We start from the raw sequence: 25039 nt of genomic DNA, 5'->3' as shown, positions 1-25039 counted from the left end.
GCCTCTTACGAAACGTTTTATTTCAATTCATAAGTTACACTCAATTGGGTAATGACCTTAACCTGCCCGGGCTCAACGGAGCTGCCAGCATTGTTATCCATGGACATCTTTTGCATGGAGGCTGCTTCAGCGTAGACCACCGGATGATTCCCGTCATCGCTCTGAATGACAGTGACTACCTGACCCAGTCCGCGCTTGGCTGCTTTGGCAATAGCCGCTGCTTTGACATCTGCATTCTGCATAGCCTTCTCGATTACCTGTGCTTCAAAGGCCGATGGATCTTCAATGGCAAACCGCACATTGCCGATGTTGTTCGCTCCAGCCGCAGAGGCAGCGTCCAGCAATTGTCCAACCTTTGTCAGATCCCGGTAAGAGACCTCTAGCGTGTGCTGGGCGTTATAGCCTTTTACCTTCTGGCCGTCCTTCTCGCTGTAAGTGTAGTTAGGCTGTACGTTGAACTGGGTGCTCTGAATGTCTTTGTCTGCAATGCCCCAAGTGGTCTTGAACAAAGCGGTCAGCTTGGAGACCTTCGCGGCTGTGCCTTTCTGTGCTTCCTGCGCGGTTTCGGCAGTTGTCGTTACCCCGATGGAGAGATACGCGATATCCGGTTTGATCGACAGCTCGCCTTTGCCTACCACGTTCACCACATTCTTCTGTACTTCGTCGGCGTAAGCCTTTTCAGGACCCTTTAGCACTCCGCTCAACCCCATTCCTCCAATCATCAAGCTAGCTGCCAGCAGAACTGATCCAATCGATTTACCCCATTTTCTCATGCTTGCCATCCCCTTTCGATTCGTTTAAGTGTTATTACCCTCTAGACGGGACAGCATGGTAAAAGTTGCATGAGCGATGTACGATATTTATTTTTTATTTGTTCCCCGTCCCGATCCAGAACCGGCGGATGACATTTCCGTCCTCCTCTATATATTCGCTATCCTCGATACCGCCATTCCTGCGGATTGTCCGTTCCGATGCGGTGTTGACGGAGTCACAGACTACGAGTGCCTGCTCGATACCCAGTTCAGCGGCCTTCAGGAGAGCCTGCTTCAGAAGCTCACTGGCATAGCCTTGTCTGCGTGCAGAAGGGACGATGCCGTAACCGATATGCCCGCCAGAATGGAGCAACCTTTCGGTCAGCCGGTGCCTGATGTTCACAGCCCCCACTACCCGTTTGTCCGTGGTCACCAGCCAGAAGGTTGAACTGCTCACCCAGCCGTCCGGTATATCTGTACCACGAGCATACCCGTGAAGAGTCTGAATCATACCGCCAAAGTCAGCCGGGTCCATCTCTGTTACCCAGGGCACAAACGGCTCCCCGCTGGCCTTCCACTCCTCATAAAAGGCTAAATACGGCTCTCTGAGCGCCTCAGCAGGCTCAACTAATGATACTTCACCGTCTTGAATCTGCATCCGCTTACCTCTCCTTATCCTCTAAAGCTGATATGAAAAAAAGCCCCTAAGGGCTTTTGGTTAGACCATGTAGCATTTATTGATTCTCGAGCTCTTCCTTGCTTACCAGACTGGTCAAAGCGGTTACAGCCTGTTCCGCATCTGCACCGTCTGCGCTGATATGAATCTCCGTACCGGAACTGATCGCAAGGCTCATAATGCCCATGATACTCTTGGCGTTCACTTTTTTATCGTCTTTTTCCACGAAAATCTCCGACGAAAACTTATTAGCTTCTTGCACAAACAATGCTGCCGGCCGAGCATGGAGCCCCGTCTTCAACCGAACAACTACCGGGTGCTTTGTCATGAAACGCTTACCCCCTATTTGAGATCTGCCCAAAAATTTCACATTAATTTTATAATATTATATCATTATAACGCATACCGCACTAGAAAAAAAATAATCAGCCGCCGCGGACCTTGTCCGCCAGCTCATCAATTTTGCGCAAACGGTGGTTCACACCCGATTTACTTACCGTCCCGCCCAGCATATCCCCGACTTCCTTGAGGTTAATATCCGGGTGCGCCAGTCTGATCTCGGCCACCTCCCGCAGCTTATCCGGCAAGCTTTCCAGACCCACCTCGCGCTGCAGCAGCTTGATGTTCTCAATCTGGCGTACCGCCGCACTGATCGTCTTGTTCAGATTGGCCGTTTCGCAGTTCACAATCCGGTTGACCGAGTTGCGCATATCGCGCATGATCCGCACATCCTCGAATTTGAACAGCGCCTGATGGGCGCCGATCAGACTGAGGAACTCGATGATCTTCTCGCCTTCCTTGATGTATAGGATGAAGCCTTTTTTGCGTTCTATGCAGCGGGCATTCAGGTGAAATTCACCAGCCAACTCAACGAGCGCCTTGCAGTGCTCCTCATACATGGAAGCGATTTCCAAGTGGTACGAAGAGCCCTCCGGGTTATTGACCGAACCGCCGGCCATAAAGGCCCCTCGCAGATAGGCACGCTTGCAGCAGTTCTTGCCGACAATCTCCTCATCAATCCCGTCTGTGAAAATAAAGCCCTCAGAGACAATCCGCAGATCCTTCAGGATCTCCTGGACCTGGTTCGGGATTCTTACAATATAGACGTTATTCTTCTTCAAACGCATTTTTTTACGCACGAGCAGCTCGATATGGACCTGGTAATATTTCTTAAGCAAAGAATATACCCGCCTTGCAATCGCGGCGTTCTCCGTCGAAATGTCGAGAACCACCTTTTTGCTCGAAAGCTGCACCGAACCATTCATTCGGATCAGCGCTGACATTTCCGCTTTCTCGCAGCAGGGCTGGCTCTCGACCATCGTCAGCTCTTTTTTGGTAAGGGCCGCAAAAGACAAGGGGCTCACCTCTTTCATTTAACTCTTTCTGTCAATCCAATCCTTCACCAGCTGGAAAATATGGTGACTGAGCTTATCTGTATCATGCCGCAAATAGGTTTTAAATAATACCAGCTTGTCAGCAATCACCTTATACCCGTTGCCGTCCACAGCCTCACGGTCAAGCTGTACCGGACGGGCACCCTTCTCGGCGTATTTGATCTGCACCTGCTCCGGGATCTCCCCGTCATTGACGATCACATAATCGAACAGATGCAGCCCGATATGGTCATATACGGCCTGTAGATGGTCATTAACCGTGTAATTATCCGTCTCACCCGGCTGGGTCATTACATTGCATACAAAAATCTTAATGGCCTCGGAAGCTACCACGGCTTCTGCCAGCTTTGGCACCAGCAGATTCGGCAGAATACTGGTATACAGACTGCCCGGACCGAGCAGAATAGCATCTGCGTTGCGGATAGCCTCCAGCGCCTCCGGCAGCGGCTCCACATCCACCGGCTCCAGAAATACGCGCTTGATGACGCCTCCCGCCTCCGGGATTTTGGATTCACCGGTAATCAGCGTTCCATCCGCCATCTCGGCGTGCAGGATTACCGCCTCTCCGGCCGCAGGCAGCACCCGGCCGCGAACGGCGAACAGCCGGCTAAGCTCCCGGACTGCTGTAACGAAGTCCCCGGAGATGTCAGTCAGTGCAGCCAGAATCAGATTGCCCAGGCTATGCCCGGCTAAGCCTTCTCCGCTGCTGAAGCGGTACTTCATAATCTGTGCCATCAGAGGCTCAACGTCAGCCATAGCCGTAAGTACGTTGCGGATATCCCCGGGCGGCGGCATCTGCAGCTCACTGCGCAGAATCCCGGAGCTTCCCCCGTCATCTGCGACAGTTACGATCGCCGTGATATCCAGCGGCTTCTCCTTCAGCCCCCGGAGCATCACCGAGAGTCCGGTCCCGCCACCCATCACGACGATCTTTGGACGCTGTCCTTGTTCTTCAGCCACTATTCATCCCTTCTCTCATCAATGCCGGTCGCGTTCGGAGTCCCGATGGCTGACTGCCACCGCTTCCGTCTCGCTAACCCCCAGCATTTTGCCCAGGTATTCGGCGATGGCTACCGAACGGTGTTTGCCGCCCGTACAGCCGATGCCGATAATAATCTGGGATTTGCCTTCCTTGCGGTATTGCGGAATAAGGAATTGAAGCATATCTAGCAGCTTGGTCAGGAATTCTTGCGTTTCAGGCCATTTCATTACGTAGTCGTACACCTCGTTGTCTTGGCCTGTCTTAGGCCGCAGCTGATCCACATAATGCGGATTAGGCAGGAAGCGGACGTCGAACACCAGGTCAGCATCAATCGGAATCCCATACTTGAATCCAAACGAAGTAATGTTAACCGAGAGGGTGCTTTTCCCGAGGTGGGAGAAGCGTGACACTATTTTTTCTTTGAGCTGAACCGGCTTCATGCTGCTGGTATCCAGACACAGGGTAGCTGAATTCTTCAGCTCCTCCAGCATCTGGCGCTCCATGCGGATGCCGTCCAGCGGCATGCCCTTCGGAGCAAGCGGATGATGCCTGCGGCTCTCCTTGTAACGCTGTACAAGCACTGAATCTGTGGCGTCCAGGAAAAGGATCTCACACCCGATCGTTGACTCGTCCTTGATGTAGGCCAGAGACTCCGACAGGGCGGTGAAGAATTCCCGCCCCCGAAGGTCGATGACCAGCGCCACCTTGGCGATTTTACCCTTGGACTGCTCAATCAGCTCAGCGAATTTCGGGATTAGTACAGGCGGAAGATTATCCACGCAGAAGAACCCCAGATCCTCCAGGCTCTGCACGGCAATCGTCTTGCCCGCACCCGACATGCCTGTAATGATAATCAGGGTGGCATGGGCGGGCAGGGTTTGCTCGAGGTCGGTCATTACAGCATCCCTCCCTATGATTAGTATATGAATAATTCCGGTCTTTTAAGAACGCAGCAGCAGGCCTGCCGCACCAATAATACCGGCGTCATTGCCAAGCGCTGCAGGTACAATCGTAACACCGGTCTGCAGAGGGGCAGGCGCCAGCTTGGCGAATACCCGGCGGACTTCATCGAACAGAATATCGCCTGCCTTGGAGACTCCGCCACCGACGATGAATACTTCAGGGTTCAGGACCGCTGCAACGGAGGCCATTGATTTGCCCAGGTAGAAGGCCGCCCGGTTCACAATCCGCAGCGCAGCTTCATCGCCTGCCTTGGCGGCATCGAATACTTCCTTCGCAGCGATTTTTTCAACGGTGGACAAGGAGGTCCGGTCCCCGCGTGCTACAGCATCGTTCGCCATACGGATAATGCCTGTCGCTGAGGAAACGGTTTCCAAACAGCCCATGTTCCCGCAGCCGCACTGGATCGCTTCCAGATCGGGCACCACGGAGATATGTCCAAGCTCGCCGGCCAGACCGGCAAATCCCTGATACACCTTACCATTAATGATAATACCGCCGCCGACACCCGTACCGAGCGTATAGCAGACACAATTCTCTATGCCGCGCCCTGCACCGCTCCAGGCTTCGCCCAGTGCAGCCACGTTGGCATCATTGTCTATTTTGACTGGCTTGTTCAGGCGACCCTCCAGAATGGAGCGGATCGGCACATCTCTAAATCCTATGTTGGGCGCAAGGATGATGATACCTTCACGAATATTCGTAAATCCGGCCAGTCCCGCACCGACACCAGCCAGCTGGTCCCAGGAGTACGGAGAGTCCTCCACAATCTGGCGTACATACTTCTCGATATTATCGATGACAGCATCGACGCCATCCGCAGTCCCTGTCGGACCTTCGTAAGTGTGCAGCAGGCTTCCCTCGGCATTACAGATTCCAACCTTAATCGTGGTACCACCTAAATCCACGCCAACGTAGATATGTTCAGACATGTTACAAGCCACCTTTTTCTATGCTAAAATAGTTAATCCTACGTACCCACTATAATAGAACCCTCCCCTGCGGTCAAGGAAAGGCGATACACCCGGGGCAATGGACTTCAGTTCTTATTTGTTAACAAAAAGACTTTCTCACCAGGTAGGCAAGAAAGTCCGTTCATTCTCTTCTATTGTAGGGTGCCAGATACCTTAATGCTATTCGGACAAAATCCGCTTCTGGCCCTCAAGAGCACGGATCGGTGCGATATTCTGGGTGAATTCCAGCGTCCCCATATAACGGCCTTCTGCATCCCGCACGGCGAAATAACGGATATAGATGAATTTATCCTTGATGTTAATCCAGAAATCTTCGGCATCCTTTACTCCGGCTTTGAAATCAGCCAGCAGCTTCTCAACAACATGCACACTTTGCGGCGGATGGCAGTTCTGTACGGTGCGGCCGATAACGGCCTTCGTCCGGGCGAAGATCCGTTCCTTGCCATGTGAGAAGTAGCGGACGACATCGTTCTCGTCGATAAAGGTCAGATCCACCGGCAGATGATTCATCAGCGTCTCGAGCTGGTGTAGCGACAGCAGCCCGGTCTCGAACCGGATGAAGCCCTGCGGGGACAGGCCTTCCCCTTCTTCCGCCGGAACATCAGCACCCTCAGGCTCCGCTGCACGTTCCGGTATCCATTCCTGGTCGGGCGCAGTCAGGCAGAAGCCGATTTCATCGCTTTCGCGGGCGATTTTGACCCACTCATCCTCAGTCAGCTTATCCAGCGCCATCGGGAGCAGAATATTCTCTTCCTTGAAGATCATCTCATTGACTTCCTTAATGATCTCCTCCAGTGCGGCTGTAATCTGCCCGCTGTCTCCGTTATAGGCGCTAAGCGCCTTCTTGGCTTCCTTGATCATATTGCGGATTCCGTCATCCACTCCCCACATTACCTTCGTAGGACCGTATATGCCGTACTTCTCCAGGTAAGGGAAAAGCAGATTCTCCTTGCGGCTGTAGTGCTTGTCGAGATCCAGCAGCAGACTCAGGTCCTCCAGCAGCTTATAGATAATCTCATCGCTGGCGTTCTTCTTGAACTTATCCGCATGCAGCTCCAGGCGGAAGTTGACCAGACGTTCGATCTCCCGGTTCTCCAGCTTGAACGTATGCACGGGATGACCGGGCTGCTCCTCAGGCTTAGAAGAACGGTGAATCTGTTCAATCGAGCCCTTGAAGATTGCCGTATGCACGGAGCAGAGGCGCTGTACTTCCTCTACCGGAATGCCTTCCTCGGTCATCAGAGAGTGCTCCATGGCGGAGATTTCCTCCACCGTAACATCGCCTACCGCTTCTTCAAAACGCGCCTTAACCTCCTCCACGCTTTTGCCCGCATGCAGCTCCTTGATGATCTCTCTCAGCATAGCCTGGCGGCGTGTCTGTTCCGGAATATCGACCTCGCGGTTATTAATCAGTTCGCTCATTACAATCTCTCCTTCTATTCTATAATCTCGAAACCATGCTGCTGAAAGGCCAGCCGAACGGTTTCCAGCTCTATTTTCTTTAATTTCATTCCTTTGGACAGGGTCATGAATCGTCCTGCAGTCTGCAGCATTCCAGGCTTCGCAATATCACGAAAACCCAGTTCCACCATGATCTCAACAATTTCCGGGTGCCTGGTTACCAGCTCAAAGACCGATTCATCCAGCTTCAACGCTTTGCTCATCCTTTTGCACACCTCACTAATGAGAATTCTTCTCAACACCAGCTTAGCATAGGGTACAGGGGTGAATTGTGATTGTAATCACTAACTACAAAAAGACTATCCCCGCCAGCCATTCAGGCTTGGGGGGATAGCCTCAGAATAATACGTTTCCGCTGTAATCACGGCCTCTCGGCCATGAACAACGTACCTACATATAGATTAGGTCATGCAGCTAAGTTACAGTGATTGGCTCCATCTATGGGAATTCCGGATATCATGCGAAATCCGCATGCTGCAGAATTTAGGGCCGCACATCGAGCAGAAATGCGCCTGCTTTGCCCCCTCCGCAGGCAGGGTCTCATCATGATACGCCTGCGCCCTTTCCGGGTCCAGGGAGAGATGAAACTGGTCGCGCCAGCGGAACTCGAACCGCGCCTTGGACAGCGCGTTGTCCCGGTCCTGCGCACCCGGATGTCCCTTGGCGAGGTCTGCGGCATGTGCAGCAATTTTGTAGGTAATGACTCCTTCGCGCACATCATTCTTGTCAGGCAGGCCTAAATGCTCCTTAGGTGTAACGTAACACAGCATTGCCGTTCCAAGCCCCCCGATTATCGCTGCCCCGATGGCCGACGTGATGTGATCATAGCCGGGTGCAATATCCGTAGTTAGCGGACCGAGGGTGTAGAAAGGGGCTTCGTGGCAAATCTCAAGCTGCTTGTCCATATTCTCCTTGATCTTGTGCATTGGCACATGGCCCGGACCTTCTACCATAACCTGAACATCGTGCTTCCAGGCAAGCGCCGTCAGCTCTCCCAGCGTCTCCAACTCGGCGAACTGTGCTTCGTCATTGGCATCGGCGATAGAGCCGGGACGCAGGCCATCCCCCAGCGAGAAGGCCACATCATACGTCTTCATAATCTCACATATGTCTTCGAAGTGTGTGTACAGAAAGTTCTCCTGCTGATGAGCCAGGCACCAGGCAGCCATAATCGATCCGCCCCGGGATACGATGCCGGTCATTCTCCGGGCAGTGAGCGGAATATAGCGCCGCAGCACCCCGGCATGAATGGTGAAGTAATCCACCCCCTGCTCCGCCTGCTCAATCAGCGTGTCGCGATAGAGCTCCCAGGTTAAGTCCTCGGCTATACCGCTCACCTTCTCCAGCGCCTGGTATATGGGCACTGTCCCGACCGGCACAGGAGAATTGCGGATAATCCACTCCCGGGTGGTATGGATCTTAGAGCCGGTGGAGAGATCCATGATGGTATCAGCCCCCCAACGGGTCGCCCACCGCATCTTCTCCACCTCCTCTTCAATAGAAGAAGTGACCGCCGAATTTCCGATGTTGGCATTGATCTTCACCAGGAAGTTACGGCCGATAATCATCGGCTCACTCTCCGGGTGATTGATATTGGCCGGAATAATAGCACGGCCCGCAGCCACCTCATCCCTTACGAACTCCGGCCGGATATTCTCCCGGATCGCAATATACTCCATTTCCGGTGTGATGATCCCTTGCCTTGCATAATGCAGCTGGGTCACATTGCCGCCTGCATAGGCCCGCCTCGGATTCCTGCGCAGTCCTGGATAAGCTTCTGCGGCAGCCCCCTCTCTGCGAATTCCGTTATCCTCCGGCCGGACGGCTCTTCCGGTGTACTCCTCCGAATCGCCACGCTCCGCGATCCAGCTTGAACGGTGCGGCGGCAGCCCCCTCCGAATATCCGTCTCCTCCGCGGCATCCGTGTACATACCGCTTGTGTCATAGACACGCAGCGGAGCATTTTCCTCTTCCCCGGCAACGCCTTCGGTTCTGCTAAGGCTGATCTCCCGCATTGGCACCCGGATATCCGGGCGTGAGCCCTCCACATACACTTTACGGCTTGCGGGGAATCCCGAAAGATCCACCTCTTCGTTTTTACCCATTCCTGTCATTTCAATCTCCTCCTCTTCGCTCTGTACACTCATCAGATAAGAGGTCACGCAGCAGATTGAGCTGAAGAATCTATTGATTCCTGCAAGTCAAAAAGCCGCTCCACCTGGAGCGGCTTTATTAAAGGAACAGCCAAATAAAGACTGTATTCAAAAAAGGTCCGACTCCACTTTCCTACGCTGGTATGATCCAGATCAGGTTCAAGGGTCCGGAAATTCAATTTTCCCGTCTCAGCCTATTCAGGCTCCCCTAGTGGGTATCTTATCTAATTAAATACATTTTACCTGTATGGGTAATTCTTGTAAACCCGTTATTTGTCCAGCGATTCGCTCCAGTCGTGCACCATCGTGCCTTCCAGGAACTTCTCGGCATCCATAGCGGCCATACAACCGGTTCCCGCTGCCGATATCGCTTGACGGTAACGGGTATCCTGTACATCGCCACAGGCGAATACACCCGGGATGTTGGTCTCGGTGGTACCCGGGTTGACCACAATATAGCCATTCTCATCCGTATTGATCTGCCCGCCCAAGAAGGCTGTGTTCGGTGTGTGTCCAATCGCTACGAACACGCCGTCTGCCTCCACCAATTCTGTCAGACCTGTCTCATTGTTAAGCACCGTAAGGCCCTTCACTCCGGTCTCTCCTACCGTTACTTCAACCGGTGTGCGGTTCAAGGCCCAGGTTACCTTGCTGTTGTCACGCGCCCGGTCCTGCATGATCTTCGAGGCCCGCAGCTCGGGACGGCGGTGAACCAGCGTTACGCTGGATGCAAAGCGGGTCAGGAAGCTGGCTTCCTCCATGGCGGAGTCTCCGCCGCCGACGACGACAATCTTTTTATTACGGAAAAAGAAGCCGTCACAGGTCGCACAGGTGCTGACCCCGCGTCCCACATTCTCCTGCTCGCCCGGAATGCCCAGATATCTTGCAGAGGCCCCGGTTGAAATAATAACCGACTCCGCTTCCAGTACACCCATTCCGTCCACTGTTACCTTGAACGGACGCTGTGAGAAGTCCACCGACTCCACCCAGCCATTCTTGAATTCAGCGCCGAAGCGTTCCGCCTGCTTGCGCATATTGTCCATCAGGTCCGGACCCAGAATCCCTTCAGGGAAGCCTGGAAAGTTCTCCACTTCTGTCGTCGTTGTCAGTTGTCCCCCCGGCTGCAAGCCTTCAATGACCAGCGGGCTCAGGTTCGCACGCGCCAGATAAATCGCGGCAGTCAGCCCGGCCGGGCCTGTTCCGATTACAATCGTTTTGTACATTACATTGGCCTCCTTACAAGTAGGTGTTCTTACAACAGCAATTGCTTCAAATACGGGTAGTGGACGGCGATAAGCCGCCGGTTCCGGGCAGCATCCCCTTGGGTCCGGGAGCAGCCGCAGGCTCCTGCTCTTCGCCGGGCGAGCCACCGGCTTCATTCAGGTTCTCCCCGATCAACCGCTGAAGGCTGAACAATGCCGCCTCCTGCAGGCGGTCCTCCTGCAGCGGCTCCTGCTCCAGAACTCCGCGCAGTACCTCGGACATCTCCTCGTCCTCAATCCAGCGGAGAGCCTCGGTCACCTGAAGCTTCGTAGCGGAATCGCCGTAGCGCAGCGCCCAGAAGAACGAGGCGCGCAGCAGCGGATTATTCCGCACTTCTTCAGTGAATCTGCCCGTATTGCCCTTCCACTGCTTCAGCTGCTCCTGGAAGGGCAGCTGATAGTTATAGCTGACAGCAGGCATAGGGTGCCCTTCTGCCCGGGCCTGCTGGAGCTGGGACAGGAAGAACGCCGGGACAGCGGAAGCAGGGTCCAGCTTGGCTGCCTGTCTCCAGCAGCGCAGCGCCTCATCATGTTTTCCGCTATTGCTTGCCGCCGCAGCACAGTAATGATACAGCCCGGCGTCTCCGGCGACCTCCTCGTCCTTCAGCAGACGGCGGAAATGGCTGTAAGCGGCAGCGTGCCGGCCCAGGATACCCATGGTTGTAGCCATTTTGAATACATGCTCCTGATGGAACGGCACCGTTGCTTCAAGCATACCGAGCAGCGTTTCAAGCTGTTCCTTATCTCCTGCATACTGCAGGAAGATGGCCATATTGCACAGAGCGTGCAGATTGCCGGGGTCTTGCTTCAGCACCTCATTCAGACATTCCTTCGCCTTGGCGAACCGGCCCATATAGAAATGAGCTAGTGCCAGATTATTATGCGCAGCCAAAAAATCCGGGGTACCCGCAGTGATCTCCTCCAGCAGCTCTACAGCCTGAGGGAACTTCCCCTCCTCCAGCAGACTCCGCGCCCGGTCATGCTCTACGACTCCCTCACGGCTGCGGATACGCACCAGCGGAGCAGGCCGGTTCAGCTCATATTGCAGCAGCTCCATCAGCTCTTCGGATTCGGTCATGAACTCGCCGTTAGCATCCTCTTCCAAGTAAGTGACCAGCGAGCGCTCCGCCTCTTCAAAGCTTTCCATATTGGCGAAGTTATTAGCCATGTAGAAATGGCATTCTGTCATAGCGGGGTCGATTTTCTCCAGAACATGGATAAGAATCTCGTTAGATGCGGTATAATTGCCCATCTCAGATAATATACCCGCCATATTGCAATGATTCACCGGATTATCCGGCTCATATTCAACAGCTTTGCGAAAATTTCTTAATGCCTTATCATATTGAAAGCGGTCCAGCGACCGAACGGCTCTTTCAAAGAAAAAATTGGCATCCAGAGTGACCGGAATGACATTACTGTGCTCCGCGGTATTCTCTGAAGTTCTCTCTATCATGGAAGCAAGGCACCTCCCTTGTTTCAGCTTCCCTAGCCTTACCTGTTCGTTTCCATTTATGGTCTCGGCTGTCTTCTTCACACAGTATACCACATGTGGCAACGAGATTCTCAAGTCTCAGAGAGAGAGCTAACGGGAGGGAAAAGCTCAAAAAAAGACGCGGGAGTTAAATCCCCGCGTCTCTGAACAGCTTATCTATGGAACCGCCCTCGATGATAATACGCGTGGCCTCAGCCAGCATGGGAGCTACCGAGAGCACTGCGAATCTGCTGGAATGCTCGTCCGGCAGGGCAATCGAATCGGTAATGACAATCTCGTCGATATTGGGATGATCCATCCGCTCAAGCGCATCCCCGGAGAACAGTCCGTGCGTAGCACAGACGATACTGTTCCGGGCACCCCGCTCCTTCAGGCCCTCCACCACATTGACGATTGTGGTTCCGGTATCTATAAGATCCTCTATAATGATTGGCGTCCTGCCTTCCACATCACCAATGACATGCGTAATCACCGATTCATTATGCGCCGGACGCTTCTTAATCATGATGGCGAACGGCGAATCCAGCCGGCTGGCCAGCTTCTCCGCCATGGACGCCCGTCCCGCATCCGGGGAGACCACGACCAGATCGGTAAGCCCCTTCACCTTCAGATAACCGCTAATCAGATCAAGCGCCGTCAGATGATCGACCGGGATATTGAAGAATCCCTGTATGGCTGCGGCATGCAGATCAATCGTAATTACTCGCGTTGCACCGGCGGTGGTCAGCACATCGGCAACCATTTTGGCCGAGATCGGCTCACGTGGTGCGGACTTACGCTCCTGCCGGGCGTACCCGTAATAGGGAACGATAATGTTCACCGTTCTGGCCGATGCGCGCTTGGCGGCATCAATCATGACCAGCAGCTCTACAAACAGCTCGTTAATCGGATGAGCCAGGGATTGCACCAAAAATACGTCGCAGTTCCGGATGCTCTCTTCATAATGCACATAAATCTCGCCGCTTTTGAAACGGGTCAGCTTAATCTGGCCAAGCGGCGCACCAAGGCGCTCCGCAATATCAGCGGCAAGCTTCGGATTCGACGAACCGGAAAAAATCCGTAATTGATGATGCATAGTACCCTCCTGGGATTATAAATTTATACGCTGAACGGAACAGATGTACGGCGGCGTCCTTCAAAGACGGACAGTTCGCGGAAGCCGGTGCGCCAGAGCATGTCCCGGGCCTCTGTTAAGCCGTCTCCCAGCTTCATGGGATCATGCGCATCAGAGCCAACCGTGAGCGGAATGCCCAGCGCAAGCGCCTGGACGAGCACATGCTCTGCCGGGAACATCTCGGCGCACGGCTTGGACAGCCCGGAAGCGTTCAGCTCCATCGCGATGCCGCTGCGGGCAATGACCTTCAGCGTATCCAGCTCAAGCTTCTTAGCCTCCGCCAGGTCCTCCGGCGTCCGGGGTCCGTAACCGAACCTTTTGATGACATCCATATGTCCTATAATATCATATAATCCTGATAACGCCGACTTCTGTACAGCATCATAATAGCGGCGGTATACCGCCATGACATCCTGGCCTTCCCAGCCATGGGTCTGCCGGTGGTCGGTAATATCCCATTCTCCCAGGAAATGCACCGAGCCAATCAGATAATCCCACGGATAGGGTGCCAAAAGCTCGCGGATCTGCTCCTCATATCCCTCAATATAATCCGCCTCCAGCCCGACCCGCAGCTCAATCGTGCCCCGGTAGCGCTCCTTCAGCGTAAGGCATTCCTCCACATATCGCGGAAGCTCTGCAAGAGGCATAGCCATCTCGGGATAGTAGTGGTCCGGGTCGACATGGATCAGCGGCAGATGATCCGACAGCCCGAGCTGCTCAAGACCCAGAGCGATGCCCCGCTGCACATACTCCTCCAGCTTCCCGACCGCATGGCCGCAGCGTTCATGATGGGTATGATAATCGATGTGCATGCAGAAAGTTCCTCCTAATCCCGCCGCGGGCGTTCATGGCGGGCGCTCAGCTCTTCCAGAATCTCATCCAGCGGAAGCTTGCGCTCCTGCAACAGCACGAGCAGGTGATAGATCAGATCGCTGACCTCCAGGCGCAGCTCGGCATTATCTTTGTTTTTGGCGGCAATGATCGTCTCGGAGGCTTCCTCACCGACCTTCTTCAGGATCTTGTCCACGCCCTTGTCGAACAGATAGGTCGTATACGCCCCCTCAGGACGGTTCACCTCACGCTCGGCAATCACACGCTCCAGCTCCCCGAGTACCGCAAACCGGCCGCTCTCTGCTTCAGCAGCGTTCACGGCATTCCCGGCAGTGTCAGTTACGGTTGCCGGTGAATCGAGCGGAATCTCGCGGAAGAAGCAGCTGTTCTCCCCGGTATGGCAGGCCGGACCCTCCGGCACTACCTTCACCAGCAGCGTATCGCTGTCACAATCGTAATGGATCGAGGTGATCGCCTGCGTATTGCCGGACGTCCCCCCCTTATGCCACAGCTCGCTGCGTGAACGGCTCCAGAACCAGGTCTGGCCGCTCGTAAGTGAGCGCTGCAGCGATTCAGGATTCATATAGGCGAACATTAATACCTCCAGGGTGCGCGCATCCTGAATGACAGCAGGCAGCAGGCCGGATTCATTCCAGCGGATGCCGGACACTGCCTCCTGCTGGCTTAGTGCGATATCCTTCTTGTCCTCGCTCATCGGATCTCTACTCCTCTTTGCTTCAGATCAGCCTTCAGATCATGAATAGCAATCTCTTTATAGTGAAAAATGGTTGCCGCAAGTCCGGCATCTGCCCGGCCTTCCGTAAATACATCATAGAAATGCTCAATTCTCCCGGCCCCGCCGGAAGCAATGACAGGAATACTCAGAAGGTCGCTGACCGCCGCCGTCAGCTTCAGGTCGAAGCCGTCCTTGGTCCCGTCCGCGTCCATACTTGTAAGCAGAATCTCGCCGGCCCCCAGCCGCTCCGCTTCCTTGGCCCAGTTCAAGGCCCGGATACCCGTGGGCGTACGTCCGCCGTGCGTATACACTTCCCATTCGCCCCAAGCCTCATTATATTTGGCATCCATCGCCACTACAATGCACTGGGAGCCGAAGTGACGGGCCCCTTCCAGAATCAGCTGAGGGTTATTTACAGCGGCCGTGTTAATGCCGATCTTGTCCGCTCCGGCACGCAGAATCCGCTTCATATCATCAGGGGTCGAGATGCCCCCGCCGACCGTGAAGGGAATGGCAATCTCACCCGCCGTCTGCCGCACCACTTCAATCATGGTCGCCCTGCCTTCCACAGAAGCGGAAATATCGAGGAATACCAGCTCATCCGCTCCCTCACGGTCGTACAGCGCCGCAAGCTCCACCGGATCTCCGGCATCGCGCAGATTCACAAAATTCACGCCTTTTACCACACGCCCGTCCTTCACATCCAGACAGGGAATAATCCGTTTCGCCAACATGCCAAGACCCCTCCTTAGTATAGACTTACCGCAATCCGGAGGATTGGCCCAGGGTCTGCAGCGCTTCACCCAGATTAATATTGCCAGTATACAGCGCCTTGCCCACAATCGCCCCGCCGATTCCGCTGCCGCTATGTACGTTCAGGCGCTGCAGATCATTAAGGCTGGTCACGCCGCCGGAAGCGATTACGCTGCGGCCGCTTGCTTTAGCCATAGAGAGAATGCCTTCCACGTTCGGCCCCTGCATCATCCCGTCACGGGAGATATCGGTATAGATGAAGGTCTCGGCACCTTTGGCGGCCAGCTCTCTGGCCAGATCTTCCGCGCGGACCTCAGATGTATTAAGCCAGCCGTGCGTAGCCACATAGCCGTTGCGGGCATCGATGCCGATGGCAACTTTGTCGCCGTATTTGGCAAGAACCGCTTCTGTAAAAGCCTGATCATTAATGGCTGCCGTTCCGATAATCACCCGGCTGACGCCAAGGCCCAGCAGCTTCTCGACATCGGCAAGAGTACGGAGACCGCCGCCGACCTGTACAGGAACATTCGCATGCTTAGCAATAGTTCCAATGATGGCATCATTCACGGGGCAGCCTGCTTTGGCTCCGTCCAGATCCACCAGATGGATATACTGCCCGCCCTGCTCTTCCCATGACTTAGCTACCTCTACCGGACTGTCGTTATAGATCGTCTCTTGGGCATAATCACCCTGCTGCAGCCGGACACACTTGCCGTCCCGGATATCAATCGCCGGATATAGGATAAAAGAAGACATGAATACTCCCCGCTTTCATTGCAAATTAGTGATTCAGGCAGGCTAAGCCTGCTGTGCCTGGAGCCTCAGGAAATTACCCAGCAGCTTGACGCCATGCTCCCCGCTCTTCTCCGGGTGGAACTGCATACCGTAGACATTGCCGCGGCCCACAATAGCCGTTACCGGATGTCCATAGTCTGTGACGGCCAGCAGATCGCCGTCTGCCGCGAGTGCATGATAGGAGTGCACGAAGTACACATGCCCCTCCGTCAGGCCGGCCAGCAGCGGACTCTCCGGCTGGCGGAAGCTCAGCTTGTTCCAGCCCATATGCGGCACCTTGTAGCCGTCCCGGGGGGCGAAGCGCACCACTGCGCCGGGCAGAAGCCCCAGCCCCTTATGCTCGCCATGCTCCTCGCTGCTGCTGAACAGCAGCTGCATTCCGAGGCAAATGCCCAGCACCGGCTGGCCCGCTGACGCTGCGGCCCGGACGACATCATCCATTCCGCTCTCCCGTAAGTGCTCCATCGCATCGCCAAAGGCACCGACTCCCGGCAGAATGACACTGTCTGCCGCCAGGATCTCGGCGGCATCCGAGGTTACAAGACTCGTATACCCCAGCCGCTCTACGGCCTTGCTGACACTGTGCAGGTTGCCCATGCCGTAATCGACGATTGCAACGGCCATACTACAGCACTCCCTTCGTTGAAGGCACGCCCTTCACCCGGGGATCTACCAGGGTCGCCTCATCCAGTGCCCGTCCCAGCGCCTTGAAGACCGCTTCAATCATGTGATGGGTATTGGAGCCGTAATGAACGATGACATGCAGCGTAATTCTCGCCTCCAGTGCGAACTTCCACAGGAATTCATGTACCAGCTCTGTTGAGAAGCTGCCTACCTGCTGGGAAGGATACGCTGCCCGGTATTCGAAATGCGGCCGGTTGCTGATATCGATCACTACCTGGGCAAGCGCCTCATCCATAGGGACGAAGACACTGGCGTACCGCTTGATGCCTTTTTTATCGCCAAGTGCTTCACGCAGAGCCTGTCCGAGACAGATACCGATATCCTCCACCGTATGGTGATCATCAATCTCGATATCTCCCCGCGCCTGTACAGAGAGGTCAAACTGTCCATGCTTCGTGAACAGATCCAGCATATGATTCAGGAACGGCACATCGGTCTCCAGTTCGGAGACCCCGCTGCCGTCCACGGCAAAGGTTAGCTTGATGTCCGTTTCATTGGTTGTACGGCTAAGTCCGGCCTTACGCAGCGCCAGTTCGTTGTTATTGTTCTCCATTTGTGTCTCCACCTTTCGCTTCGTTCGTAAGCCGGATTTCGATGGCGCGTGCATGGCCTTCCAGTCCTTCACGCCGGGCAAGCTCCATAATCGCCGCCCCGTCGCGCAGCAGTGCTTCCTTGCTGTAATAGATCAGGCTGGACTTCTTGATGAAGTCATCCACATCTACAGGCGAGGAGAACCGCGCTGTGCCATTCGTCGGTATAATATGGTTCGGTCCGGCGAAGTAGTCGCCGACCGGCTCCGAGCTGTACGGCCCGAGGAAGATCGCACCGGCGTTCTCTATTGCGCCGGTCAGCCCCATCGGGTCTTTCACCACAATCTCCAGATGCTCCGGCGCGAGCCGGTTCACCACGGAGATGCCCTCCTCAAGCGAGTCTACGACGATAATCGCGCCGTAGTTCTCGACCGAGGCCCGCGCGATTTGCTCGCGCGGCAATGCCTGCAGCTGCCGCTCAACCTCGGCAGCCACCGCCTCCGCGAGACGCTGCGACGGCGTCACGAGGATCGCCGACGCCATCTCGTCGTGCTCGGCCTGCGAGAGCAGGTCGGCCGCGATGTAGGCGGCCTCAGCGGTATCGTCGGCGAGCACGACGATCTCGCTCGGTCCGGCGATGCTGTCGATGTCGACAGCGCCGTAGACCTCGCGCTTGGCCAGGGCCACGTAGATGTTCCCTGGCCCGCAGATCTTGTCGACCGGCACGATCGATTCCGTGCCGAAGGCGAGGGCGGCGATGGCCTGCGCGCCGCCTACGCGGTAGATCTCGTGTACGCCCGCTTCAGCGGCGGCCACGAGAATATAAGGATCAATACCTTCAGAGCCGCCCGTCGAAGGCGGTGTCACCATCACGATCTCCGGCACCCCGGCGATCTGTGCCGGTATCACGTTCATCAGCACCGACGACGGGTAGGCCGCCTTGCCGCCGGGAACATAGACGCCCACGCGCTTCAGCGGGCGGATGATCTGGCCGAGGATCGTGCCGTCCGGCTGCAGATCCATCCAGGAATTGCGTTTCTGCCGCGCATGGAACGCACGGATATTCACGGCTGCTGCGCGAATCGCCGTCACGAAGGACTCCTCTACCCGGCCGTAGGCGGCCTCAAGCTCCTCCGGCGTTACGCGCAGCTGCGCTGGCGTCAGTACAGCGCCGTCGAAGCGCTCCGTATAACGGAGCAGCGCCGCGTCGCCTTCCCGCTTGATATCGGCCACGATTTCACGTACGGCCTTGTTCTGCTCCGGCGTGCCGTATTCCACCTCACGCTGCAGTTTAAATTCCTTACTGGACTGGATCTTCACCGCCGCTTCCCCCTTGAGCTTATAGTTTTGCTTATATTATTTTACCTGCAACCCCGGTTCTGCAATAACAGCCTGCAGCCGGTCGCACAGCTGTTGAATCTCCTCATTCTTCATCCGGTAGCTTACCCGGTTCGCCACCAGGCGGCTGGTGATCTCGAAGATGCTCGTCATCTCCACCAGACCGTTATCCTTCAGCGTCTGGCCGGTCTCTACCATATCCACAATCCGGTCAGCCAGCCCGATCAGCGGTGCCAGCTCGATGGAGCCGTTCAGCTTCACAACCTCCACCTGCTGGCCTTGCTCACGGAAATACCGCGAAGCCACGTTCGGGTACTTGGTAGCTACCCGCTGCTGAATGCCCGGCTGCCAGTTCGGAAGCCCGATAATCGACATCCGGCAGCGGGCGATCCCGAGATCCAGCAGCTCGTACACATCGCGGCTCTCCTCCAGCAGCACATCCTTGCCGACAATACCGATATCCGCCACTCCATACTCTACATAAGTGGGCACATCCACCGGCTTGGCCAGAATGAACTCCATTCCGGCCTCCGGCAAGGAAATCACCAGCTTGCGCGACTCTTCTCCGTCCGGAGGAATCGGCAGTCCCGCCTGGCGGAACAGCTCTGCCGCTTTATTGTAAATCCGGCCTTTCGGCATGGCCACCTTAAGAATCTGTGCCATCAATACCCGCCCCCGTTTCGTGTGTACTCATCATTTCAAAACCACCTGCAGCAGCTCCGCTCACCCATGCTCGCTGACAAACGACACGAACGTGTAGATCTCGCCGTACAGCTCGCCCTCTGCCTGAATAGTATCCGCATCCAGCCGCTTCACGGTCTTCAGCTCCTCCGGGCCTGTTGCCAGCCGTGTAACCACAGCATGCCCTTCCGAGCGCAGCCTCGCAGCCTCGGCAAGACCCTCCTGGCGCCGCAGTGCATCGTACTGGACCAGAATCGGCAGCTCTTCCTCTTCCAGCAGCCCGGAGACTCCATCCAGAATACGGTTGGTCTTCAGGGAGAAGCCGGTGGAGGGAATCGGACGTCCGAATTGCTGCAGCAGGTTGTCATACCGGCCGCCGCTGCATACCGGGAAGCCCAGCTCGGAAGCATATCCCTCGAAGGTCATGCCTGTATAGTAAGAGAAATCACCGATCATCGTCAGATCAATCAGTACATGCTCCGAGACACCGTAAGCAACCAGCACCTCCCATACCTTGCACAGATGCTCGATCGACGCGCGCGCCACCGGATGGTTGCTCAGCTCCAGCGCCTGTCCGCAGATCTCCTTCCCGCCGCGCAGCCGCAGCAGTCCATCCAGCTCCTGCTTCTGGGCAGCAGACAGCTCAAGACGCCGCAGCGTCTGGCGGAAGGCTACATAATCGCGGCTGAGCAGATGGCTCTTCAGCTCCTCCTGAGCCTGGGGCAGGCCGGATACCGCCTCCTGAAAGAGACCGTCGAGGAAGCCCACATGTCCAATTGCTATTTTAAAAGACTTTACGCCCGCCGCCTGCAGTGAAGCAATTGCCAGCGCGACTACCTCCGCGTCAGCCTCCGGCGAATCATCACCGACAAGCTCTACACCGGTCTGAAAGAATTCTGCCTCCCGCCCGGCCTCTTCTTCAATGGCCCGGAAGACGTTGGCATGGTAGGACAAACGCAGCGGCAGCGGCTCATCCTTCAATAGAGAGGAGACCACACGGGCTACAGGTGCCGTCATTTCTGAACGCAGCACCAGCGCCTGCCCACGGTTGTTCAGCAATTTATACAGCTTCTGATCAGATGTAGAGCTGGCTACACCGACCGTATCGTAATACTCAAGAGTAGGCGTAATCATCTGCCGGTAGCCCCAGCGGCTCATACAGTGAAGTACATCCTTCTCGATCTTGCGCAGCTTCGTTACCGCACGCGGGAGATAATCCCTTACGCCGGCAGGCTTTTCAAATCCCTTTGGTTTGGCCATCTTCATTGTTCACCTCATCGGATATGTTAAAGGGTATCATCAAATGCTTTATCATGGTAAAGTGGTAGCAAAGTAAAGTAGTGGCAATATCGTATCACGGACCATCCTTTTGCGTCAACAATTCGCTTGAATTCCAGAGTTCCTTTTGCCACCGGGATAAGCGGCGAATATAATAAGTTAATATGATTGTACTTTATTTCCTCCATTAAGTATTCCCGGTATCTAATTCAGAAGCAGAAAGAAGGACTGACGGCTTGAGTACATCCTATATGATTGGCGTTGATATTGGAACCACCAGCACGAAGGCTGTCCTCTTTGAGGAGAACGGAACAATTGTCGCTCAGAGCAATCAGGGCTATCCACTGCATCAGCCCTCCCCCTCTGTTGCAGAACAAGACCCGGAGCAGATTCTGGAAGCCGTGATTCATACCATAGCAGCGGTCATGCAGGAGAGCCTTGCAACACCTGAATCCATTCTGCTGGTCTCGTTCAGCTCCGCTATGCATAGCGTCATCGCTGTAGATCCTGCGGGTAAGCCACTGACCGCCTGTATCACCTGGGCTGATAACCGGAGCAGCCGCTATGCCCGGCGGTTGAAGGATGAATTGAATGGACATGAGCTCTACCTGCGGACAGGAACGCCTATACACCCTATGTCTCCAATCACCAAGCTGATGTGGCTGGGCGAGGAGCAGCCCGAGCTGTTCCGTCAGACCTACAAGTTCATCTCCATCAAAGAATATATTTTCTTCCGGTTGTTCGGAGAATATGTGATTGACCATTCCATCGCCTCTGCCACCGGCATGTTCAATCTGGAGAAGCTCGACTGGGACGAGGAGGCGCTCCGGATTGCCGGTGTTACTCCAGAGCGGCTATCCCGTCCGGTCCCGACCACCCATATCCTGCAGGGCCTGCTTCCGGAGCTTACCGGAAAGCTCGGTCTGCTCACGGACACTCCGTTTGTAGTAGGCGCCAGTGACGGCGTTCTGTCCAACCTGGGCGTAGGGGCAATGGAGCCGGGGGTAATCGCTGCAACGATAGGCACAAGCGGTGCCATCCGTACTGTAGTTGACCATCCGCTGACCGACCCCAAAGGACGGATCTTCTGCTACGCCCTGACAGACAAGCATTGGGTGATTGGCGGCCCCGTGAATAACGGGGGGATGCTCTTCCGCTGGGTGCGTGATGAGTTCGCTGCTTCTGAAGTAGAGACGGCGAAGCGCCTGGGCATTGATCCCTACGAAGTATTAACCCGGATCGCCGAGCAGGTGCCGCCCGGCAGCAACGGACTGCTCTTCCATCCGTATCTGACCGGAGAACGCGCACCGCTGTGGAATCCTGATGCCCGCGGCTCCTTCTTCGGGTTAAGCATGAATCACCGTAAGGAGCATATGATCCGTGCGGTGCTTGAAGGTGTCATCTTCAATATGTACACCGTATTGCTGGCCATGGAGGAATGTATCGGCGAGCCCGTTAGAATCCTGGCTACCGGCGGCTTCGCCCGCTCGGCGCTATGGCGGCAGATGATGGCGGATATTTTCGATCAGGAGGTAGTCGTCCCTGAGAGCTTCGAGAGCTCTTGCCTCGGCGCTGTTGTACTGGGATTATACGCCATCCGGCGGATCGATTCCTTGGATGCTGTCTTCAGCATGATTGGCTCCACTTACCGGCATGAGCCGGTTACTGCCCACGCCAAAGCCTACAAACAGCTGCTGCCCATCTTCATCTCGGTATCCCGCAGTCTGGAGGATCAGTATCAGGCTATCGCCGACTTCCAGCGCGAGCAGGCGGGGGAACAGCCCGGCTAACGTGTTTTCCAGAACCGCCTGCTTACAGCAAAGCGCCGGACAGCCGCAGATGCGGCCAGCCGGCGCTTTCAATATATGAACTTAGCCTAAGTCTACACTGTCGCCTTTGGCGCTGCTGCCGGCTTCTGCGGTGCAGAGCCGAACACCATCCAGGCCGGCTTCACATAACGGAAGGCAAGCGCAACCACTAGCCAGGAGCCCAGGAGGGCCACCAGCCAGCCGCCCGCTATTGCCGCCGTATAGGCCAGCGATCCGCCGTGGAACGGCAGCTTCCGGTACATGAACAGCAACAGCGGATGGAGCAGATAGATACCGAAGGAGCACGCCCCGGCCGAGAGCAGCAGTCTGCTCAGCAAGCTGCGTCCTGCCCCGTACAGCAGGAAGGACAGCTGGAACAGTACCAGACAAGAGAGCAAGGCATGCAGGTTCGAGAACCCTTCGTACCATAGACTATTGATTACTGTTTTCTTCGTATAGTTGTTATACCACAAGACCACATGGTAAGCTCCGGCAGCCGCCCATAAGAGCCATAGTACCACCCAGCTTGTCCCTTTACCGGAACGCCAGCCTTCGCGGGAGGGAACCAGCCACTTTTTCAAGGAGCTGTAGTAGATCGCAATCGCCGCACCTAGCAGGAAATACGAGAAATATGTAATGGCCAGACTCCCCTTGGACAGCTGCCAATACCCATGGTTCACCATATATTTGTTAAGCAGCACGAAGCCCCACTGTAACGCAAGCCCGATGACAGGTGCCCAGGCCGCGAGATGCCGGACTTTCTGCAGACACCATAGTATCAAAGGGAACAGCAGATAGAACTGGATAATGATGATGATATAGTAGAGATGTGTATACGCCGTACCCGTCCATAGATACTTGAAGAACTTCCCGCCCATCTCCTGAAGAGGCATCCCCCAGGTATGACCGGCCGTCATTTTCAGTCCAAAATACAGCACCGTAAACACAAGATAAGGCACAATAATATAGATCAGTCTGCGGCTGTAGAATTTGGCCAGTACCTTCCCGCCCAGCGGACGGTCAATATAATTGTAGAACAGGACGAACCCGCTTAAGAATATAAAGGAAGGCACCGCAAACTGGCTGAACTTGTTAATAAACAGAAACGGAGGGAACATGGAAGTGCCCAGTGTCTCAGCCAACGTGCGTGAAGTGGCATGAATGGCGATCACCGCAAAAATAGCGATTGCCCGAAAAATATCAAGCTGTGGAATTCTTTCCTTTTGAGCCATTATGATTCCTCCTGTTTACGCAGCTCGCGGAGCGGATTCCCCCCGACGAATGAACCGGCAGCAACATCTTTGTGAACCACCGATCCCGCCGCAACCGTAGCCCCATCCCCAATCGTAACCCCAGGGAGAATAGTCGTGTTAGCCCCAATCATTACATTCTCGCCGATCATAACTTCACCCAGCCGATACTCCTTGATGAGGTACTCATGGGCCAAGATTGTAGTGTTATAGCCGATAACCGTGTTCTCCCCAATAGAGATCTTCTCCGGAAAAAAAACATCCACCATCGCCATAAGTCCAAACGCAGTATGCTTACCTATCTTCATCCCGAGCACCCGGCGGTAAATCCAGTTCTTGAGCGGCAGAATCGGGCAATAACGGGCAATCTGGATAAAAATAAAATTGCGCACACCCTTCCACGGGCTGACCGTGCGGTAAATATGCCAGAGCGAATTATGCCCCTCCACGGGATAACGGGTTATCTTTCTCACGGCTGCATAGTCTCCTGCTCCACAATTGAGTACAAGTCCTTCATCTCCTGGATGATGTAATCCGGTTCATAGGTGCGCAGCACAGCCTCACCCTTAAGCGACCAGGCTACCCCTGCTACAAGCACACCTGCTGCCTTGGCAGACTGAATATCGACAGCACTATCCCCCACCATCAGTGTCTTGGCTGGATCAACACCCAGATTGGCCACTGCCGTGAGCACCGGCTCCGGATGCGGCTTCGGATGAGTCACATCATTCACCGTAACAATCGTCTCCATATATTTCAACAGATCGAACATTTCCAGTGACTTCAATGTGTTAGGCCGGATCTTCGTGGTCACAATCCCAAGCTTGATTCCCCGGCGCTGCAGCTCCTCCATCGTCTCATTCACATAGGGAAAAGCTTGGACCAGCTCATCATGATGCGCATTGTTGTACGAACGGTAGGACCGTTCCAGCACGCCTATATCCTTCAGCTCCAGGCCGGAGAATGCGCCTAGCTGCTGCTGAAGTGTAGTTCCCATCAAGGGAATGATCTGTTCCCGGGTCAGCGCCGGCAGGTTATTCTCCTTCAGCGCATGCATGAACGAATTGATGATCAGCTCATTCGTATTCACAATCGTTCCGTCCAGATCAAATAACACGCATTCTATCATTGA

The 25039-nt window shown here is 55.1% G+C and carries 26 protein-coding genes and 1 riboswitch; of the genes, 1 reads left to right on the top strand and 25 read right to left on the bottom strand.

Annotation, left to right across the window (positions count from 1 at the left end; genetic code table 11):
* Positions 1-17: 17 nt before the first annotated feature.
* From NYE26_RS32125 to NYE26_RS32020, 22 genes are all read right to left on the bottom strand, one after another.
* Complete coding sequence (locus tag NYE26_RS32125; RefSeq protein WP_339252795.1) at positions 18-773, bottom strand: SIMPL domain-containing protein; 756 nt, start codon at positions 771-773, stop codon at positions 18-20.
* 94 nt (positions 774-867) lie between these two features.
* Entirely contained in the window at positions 868-1410 is a 543-nt protein-coding gene (locus tag NYE26_RS32120; RefSeq protein WP_339252793.1) for a GNAT family N-acetyltransferase, read from the bottom strand.
* A 76-nt stretch (positions 1411-1486) separates the two neighbouring features.
* A complete protein-coding gene (locus tag NYE26_RS32115; protein ID WP_036690075.1) occupies positions 1487-1756 on the bottom strand; it encodes an HPr family phosphocarrier protein in 270 nt (89 codons plus the stop codon).
* A gap of 97 nt (positions 1757-1853) precedes the next feature.
* On the bottom strand, positions 1854-2783 hold the full coding sequence (gene whiA / locus NYE26_RS32110; RefSeq protein WP_036726258.1) for a DNA-binding protein WhiA: 930 nt from the start codon (positions 2781-2783) through the stop codon (positions 1854-1856).
* A gap of 18 nt (positions 2784-2801) precedes the next feature.
* Positions 2802-3743 (bottom strand): YvcK family protein, encoded by a 942-nt coding sequence (locus tag NYE26_RS32105; RefSeq protein ID WP_200869550.1) that lies wholly within the window; start codon positions 3741-3743, stop codon positions 2802-2804.
* Positions 3744-3800: 57 nt separating this feature from the next.
* Positions 3801-4700: an RNase adapter RapZ gene (rapZ, locus tag NYE26_RS32100; RefSeq protein ID WP_036690069.1), complete on the bottom strand. Its 900-nt coding sequence runs from the start codon at positions 4698-4700 to the stop codon at positions 3801-3803.
* Positions 4701-4745: 45 nt separating this feature from the next.
* Positions 4746-5696 (bottom strand): ROK family glucokinase, encoded by a 951-nt coding sequence (locus tag NYE26_RS32095; protein ID WP_036690067.1) that lies wholly within the window; start codon positions 5694-5696, stop codon positions 4746-4748.
* Positions 5697-5897: 201 nt separating this feature from the next.
* The gene (locus NYE26_RS32090) at positions 5898-7160 is read right to left on the bottom strand and encodes a DUF438 domain-containing protein (protein ID WP_209878660.1); all 1263 of its coding nucleotides are present in this window, start codon (positions 7158-7160) and stop codon (positions 5898-5900) included.
* Positions 7161-7174: 14 nt separating this feature from the next.
* Positions 7175-7402, bottom strand: coding sequence for a DUF1858 domain-containing protein (locus NYE26_RS32085; protein WP_036690062.1), 228 nt, complete (start codon positions 7400-7402; stop codon positions 7175-7177).
* 216 nt (positions 7403-7618) lie between these two features.
* A complete protein-coding gene (gene thiC / locus NYE26_RS32080; protein WP_339252789.1) occupies positions 7619-9313 on the bottom strand; it encodes a phosphomethylpyrimidine synthase ThiC in 1695 nt (564 codons plus the stop codon).
* Between the two features lie 152 nt (positions 9314-9465).
* Positions 9466-9572: riboswitch (TPP riboswitch) on the bottom strand.
* 49 nt (positions 9573-9621) lie between these two features.
* Positions 9622-10575, bottom strand: coding sequence for a thioredoxin-disulfide reductase (trxB, locus tag NYE26_RS32075; protein ID WP_036726252.1), 954 nt, complete (start codon positions 10573-10575; stop codon positions 9622-9624).
* Between the two features lie 46 nt (positions 10576-10621).
* On the bottom strand, positions 10622-12070 hold the full coding sequence (locus NYE26_RS32070; RefSeq protein ID WP_339252785.1) for a tetratricopeptide repeat protein: 1449 nt from the start codon (positions 12068-12070) through the stop codon (positions 10622-10624).
* A 166-nt stretch (positions 12071-12236) separates the two neighbouring features.
* Positions 12237-13184 carry a ribose-phosphate pyrophosphokinase gene (locus NYE26_RS32065; RefSeq protein ID WP_036726251.1) on the bottom strand — a complete coding sequence of 316 codons (948 nt, stop codon included), beginning with the start codon at positions 13182-13184 and terminating at the stop codon, positions 12237-12239.
* Positions 13185-13207: 23 nt separating this feature from the next.
* A complete protein-coding gene (gene hisJ / locus NYE26_RS32060; protein WP_339252783.1) occupies positions 13208-14035 on the bottom strand; it encodes a histidinol-phosphatase HisJ in 828 nt (275 codons plus the stop codon).
* 14 nt (positions 14036-14049) lie between these two features.
* Positions 14050-14769 carry a bifunctional phosphoribosyl-AMP cyclohydrolase/phosphoribosyl-ATP diphosphatase HisIE gene (gene hisIE, locus NYE26_RS32055; RefSeq protein WP_339252781.1) on the bottom strand — a complete coding sequence of 240 codons (720 nt, stop codon included), beginning with the start codon at positions 14767-14769 and terminating at the stop codon, positions 14050-14052.
* Positions 14766-15524: an imidazole glycerol phosphate synthase subunit HisF gene (gene hisF / locus NYE26_RS32050; RefSeq protein ID WP_036726247.1), complete on the bottom strand. Its 759-nt coding sequence runs from the start codon at positions 15522-15524 to the stop codon at positions 14766-14768. Before hisF ends, hisIE begins: the two co-directional genes overlap by 4 nt.
* Before the next feature lie 25 nt (positions 15525-15549).
* Entirely contained in the window at positions 15550-16299 is a 750-nt protein-coding gene (gene hisA / locus NYE26_RS32045) for a 1-(5-phosphoribosyl)-5-[(5-phosphoribosylamino)methylideneamino]imidazole-4-carboxamide isomerase (protein ID WP_339252779.1), read from the bottom strand.
* Between the two features lie 42 nt (positions 16300-16341).
* The gene (gene hisH, locus NYE26_RS32040; protein ID WP_339252777.1) at positions 16342-16962 is read right to left on the bottom strand and encodes an imidazole glycerol phosphate synthase subunit HisH; all 621 of its coding nucleotides are present in this window, start codon (positions 16960-16962) and stop codon (positions 16342-16344) included.
* Between the two features lies 1 nt (position 16963).
* Entirely contained in the window at positions 16964-17575 is a 612-nt protein-coding gene (gene hisB / locus NYE26_RS32035) for an imidazoleglycerol-phosphate dehydratase HisB (protein ID WP_339252775.1), read from the bottom strand.
* Positions 17562-18872: a histidinol dehydrogenase gene (gene hisD, locus NYE26_RS32030; RefSeq protein WP_339252773.1), complete on the bottom strand. Its 1311-nt coding sequence runs from the start codon at positions 18870-18872 to the stop codon at positions 17562-17564. The genes hisB and hisD overlap by 14 nt, the downstream gene beginning before the upstream one ends.
* A gap of 36 nt (positions 18873-18908) precedes the next feature.
* Positions 18909-19553, bottom strand: a complete 645-nt coding sequence (gene hisG, locus NYE26_RS32025) for an ATP phosphoribosyltransferase (RefSeq protein WP_036726240.1) — start codon at positions 19551-19553, stop codon at positions 18909-18911.
* 60 nt (positions 19554-19613) lie between these two features.
* Positions 19614-20831 carry an ATP phosphoribosyltransferase regulatory subunit gene (locus NYE26_RS32020; RefSeq protein WP_036726347.1) on the bottom strand — a complete coding sequence of 406 codons (1218 nt, stop codon included), beginning with the start codon at positions 20829-20831 and terminating at the stop codon, positions 19614-19616.
* Positions 20832-21085: 254 nt separating this feature from the next.
* On the opposite strand from NYE26_RS32020, the gene gntK reads away from it, so the two are divergent.
* Positions 21086-22639 (top strand): gluconokinase, encoded by a 1554-nt coding sequence (gntK, locus tag NYE26_RS32015; protein ID WP_339252770.1) that lies wholly within the window; start codon positions 21086-21088, stop codon positions 22637-22639.
* A gap of 92 nt (positions 22640-22731) precedes the next feature.
* Here gntK and NYE26_RS32010 read toward each other — a convergent pair whose 3' ends face one another.
* The 3 genes from NYE26_RS32010 to ppaX are packed head-to-tail and all read right to left on the bottom strand — an operon-like array spanning position 22732 to position 25036.
* Positions 22732-23889 (bottom strand): acyltransferase family protein, encoded by a 1158-nt coding sequence (locus tag NYE26_RS32010; RefSeq protein ID WP_339252768.1) that lies wholly within the window; start codon positions 23887-23889, stop codon positions 22732-22734.
* On the bottom strand, positions 23889-24380 hold the full coding sequence (locus NYE26_RS32005) for an acyltransferase (RefSeq protein WP_076077035.1): 492 nt from the start codon (positions 24378-24380) through the stop codon (positions 23889-23891). Before NYE26_RS32005 ends, NYE26_RS32010 begins: the two co-directional genes overlap by 1 nt.
* Complete coding sequence (ppaX, locus tag NYE26_RS32000) at positions 24377-25036, bottom strand: pyrophosphatase PpaX (RefSeq protein WP_339252765.1); 660 nt, start codon at positions 25034-25036, stop codon at positions 24377-24379. The genes NYE26_RS32005 and ppaX overlap by 4 nt, the downstream gene beginning before the upstream one ends.
* Positions 25037-25039: the final 3 nt, after the last annotated feature.

Source organism: Paenibacillus sp. FSL P2-0136 (genome assembly GCF_037975325.1).
Lineage (GTDB): Bacteria > Bacillota > Bacilli > Paenibacillales > Paenibacillaceae > Paenibacillus_AQ > Paenibacillus_AQ silagei.
This window is presented reverse-complemented; position numbering and strand designations above follow the sequence as displayed.

What these genes read in the sequence shown, in the direction of transcription:
- hisA (WP_339252779.1), bottom strand. Translation starts at nt 16,299, where the DNA reads ATGTCTTCTTTTATCCTATATCCGGCGATTGATATCCGGGACGGCAAG.
- NYE26_RS32105 (WP_200869550.1), bottom strand. Translation starts at nt 3,743, where the DNA reads ATGGGTGGCGGGACCGGACTCTCGGTGATGCTCCGGGGGCTGAAGGAG.
- NYE26_RS32010 (WP_339252768.1), bottom strand. Translation starts at nt 23,889, where the DNA reads ATGGCTCAAAAGGAAAGAATTCCACAGCTTGATATTTTTCGGGCAATC.
- thiC (WP_339252789.1), bottom strand. Translation starts at nt 9,313, where the DNA reads ATGACAGGAATGGGTAAAAACGAAGAGGTGGATCTTTCGGGATTCCCC.
- ppaX (WP_339252765.1), bottom strand. Translation starts at nt 25,036, where the DNA reads ATGATAGAATGCGTGTTATTTGATCTGGACGGAACGATTGTGAATACG.
- NYE26_RS32065 (WP_036726251.1), bottom strand. Translation starts at nt 13,184, where the DNA reads ATGCATCATCAATTACGGATTTTTTCCGGTTCGTCGAATCCGAAGCTT.
- NYE26_RS32115 (WP_036690075.1), bottom strand. Translation starts at nt 1,756, where the DNA reads ATGACAAAGCACCCGGTAGTTGTTCGGTTGAAGACGGGGCTCCATGCT.
- hisH (WP_339252777.1), bottom strand. Translation starts at nt 16,962, where the DNA reads ATGGCCGTTGCAATCGTCGATTACGGCATGGGCAACCTGCACAGTGTC.
- rapZ (WP_036690069.1), bottom strand. Translation starts at nt 4,700, where the DNA reads ATGACCGACCTCGAGCAAACCCTGCCCGCCCATGCCACCCTGATTATC.
- hisJ (WP_339252783.1), bottom strand. Translation starts at nt 14,035, where the DNA reads ATGCACATCGATTATCATACCCATCATGAACGCTGCGGCCATGCGGTC.
- hisG (WP_036726240.1), bottom strand. Translation starts at nt 19,553, where the DNA reads ATGGCACAGATTCTTAAGGTGGCCATGCCGAAAGGCCGGATTTACAAT.
- NYE26_RS32090 (WP_209878660.1), bottom strand. Translation starts at nt 7,160, where the DNA reads ATGAGCGAACTGATTAATAACCGCGAGGTCGATATTCCGGAACAGACA.
- NYE26_RS32020 (WP_036726347.1), bottom strand. Translation starts at nt 20,831, where the DNA reads ATGGCCAAACCAAAGGGATTTGAAAAGCCTGCCGGCGTAAGGGATTAT.
- NYE26_RS32125 (WP_339252795.1), bottom strand. Translation starts at nt 773, where the DNA reads ATGAGAAAATGGGGTAAATCGATTGGATCAGTTCTGCTGGCAGCTAGC.
- hisB (WP_339252775.1), bottom strand. Translation starts at nt 17,575, where the DNA reads ATGGAGAACAATAACAACGAACTGGCGCTGCGTAAGGCCGGACTTAGC.
- trxB (WP_036726252.1), bottom strand. Translation starts at nt 10,575, where the DNA reads ATGTACAAAACGATTGTAATCGGAACAGGCCCGGCCGGGCTGACTGCC.
- hisIE (WP_339252781.1), bottom strand. Translation starts at nt 14,769, where the DNA reads ATGAGCGAGGACAAGAAGGATATCGCACTAAGCCAGCAGGAGGCAGTG.
- hisF (WP_036726247.1), bottom strand. Translation starts at nt 15,524, where the DNA reads ATGTTGGCGAAACGGATTATTCCCTGTCTGGATGTGAAGGACGGGCGT.
- NYE26_RS32120 (WP_339252793.1), bottom strand. Translation starts at nt 1,410, where the DNA reads ATGCAGATTCAAGACGGTGAAGTATCATTAGTTGAGCCTGCTGAGGCG.
- NYE26_RS32070 (WP_339252785.1), bottom strand. Translation starts at nt 12,070, where the DNA reads ATGATAGAGAGAACTTCAGAGAATACCGCGGAGCACAGTAATGTCATT.
- NYE26_RS32085 (WP_036690062.1), bottom strand. Translation starts at nt 7,402, where the DNA reads ATGAGCAAAGCGTTGAAGCTGGATGAATCGGTCTTTGAGCTGGTAACC.
- NYE26_RS32095 (WP_036690067.1), bottom strand. Translation starts at nt 5,696, where the DNA reads ATGTCTGAACATATCTACGTTGGCGTGGATTTAGGTGGTACCACGATT.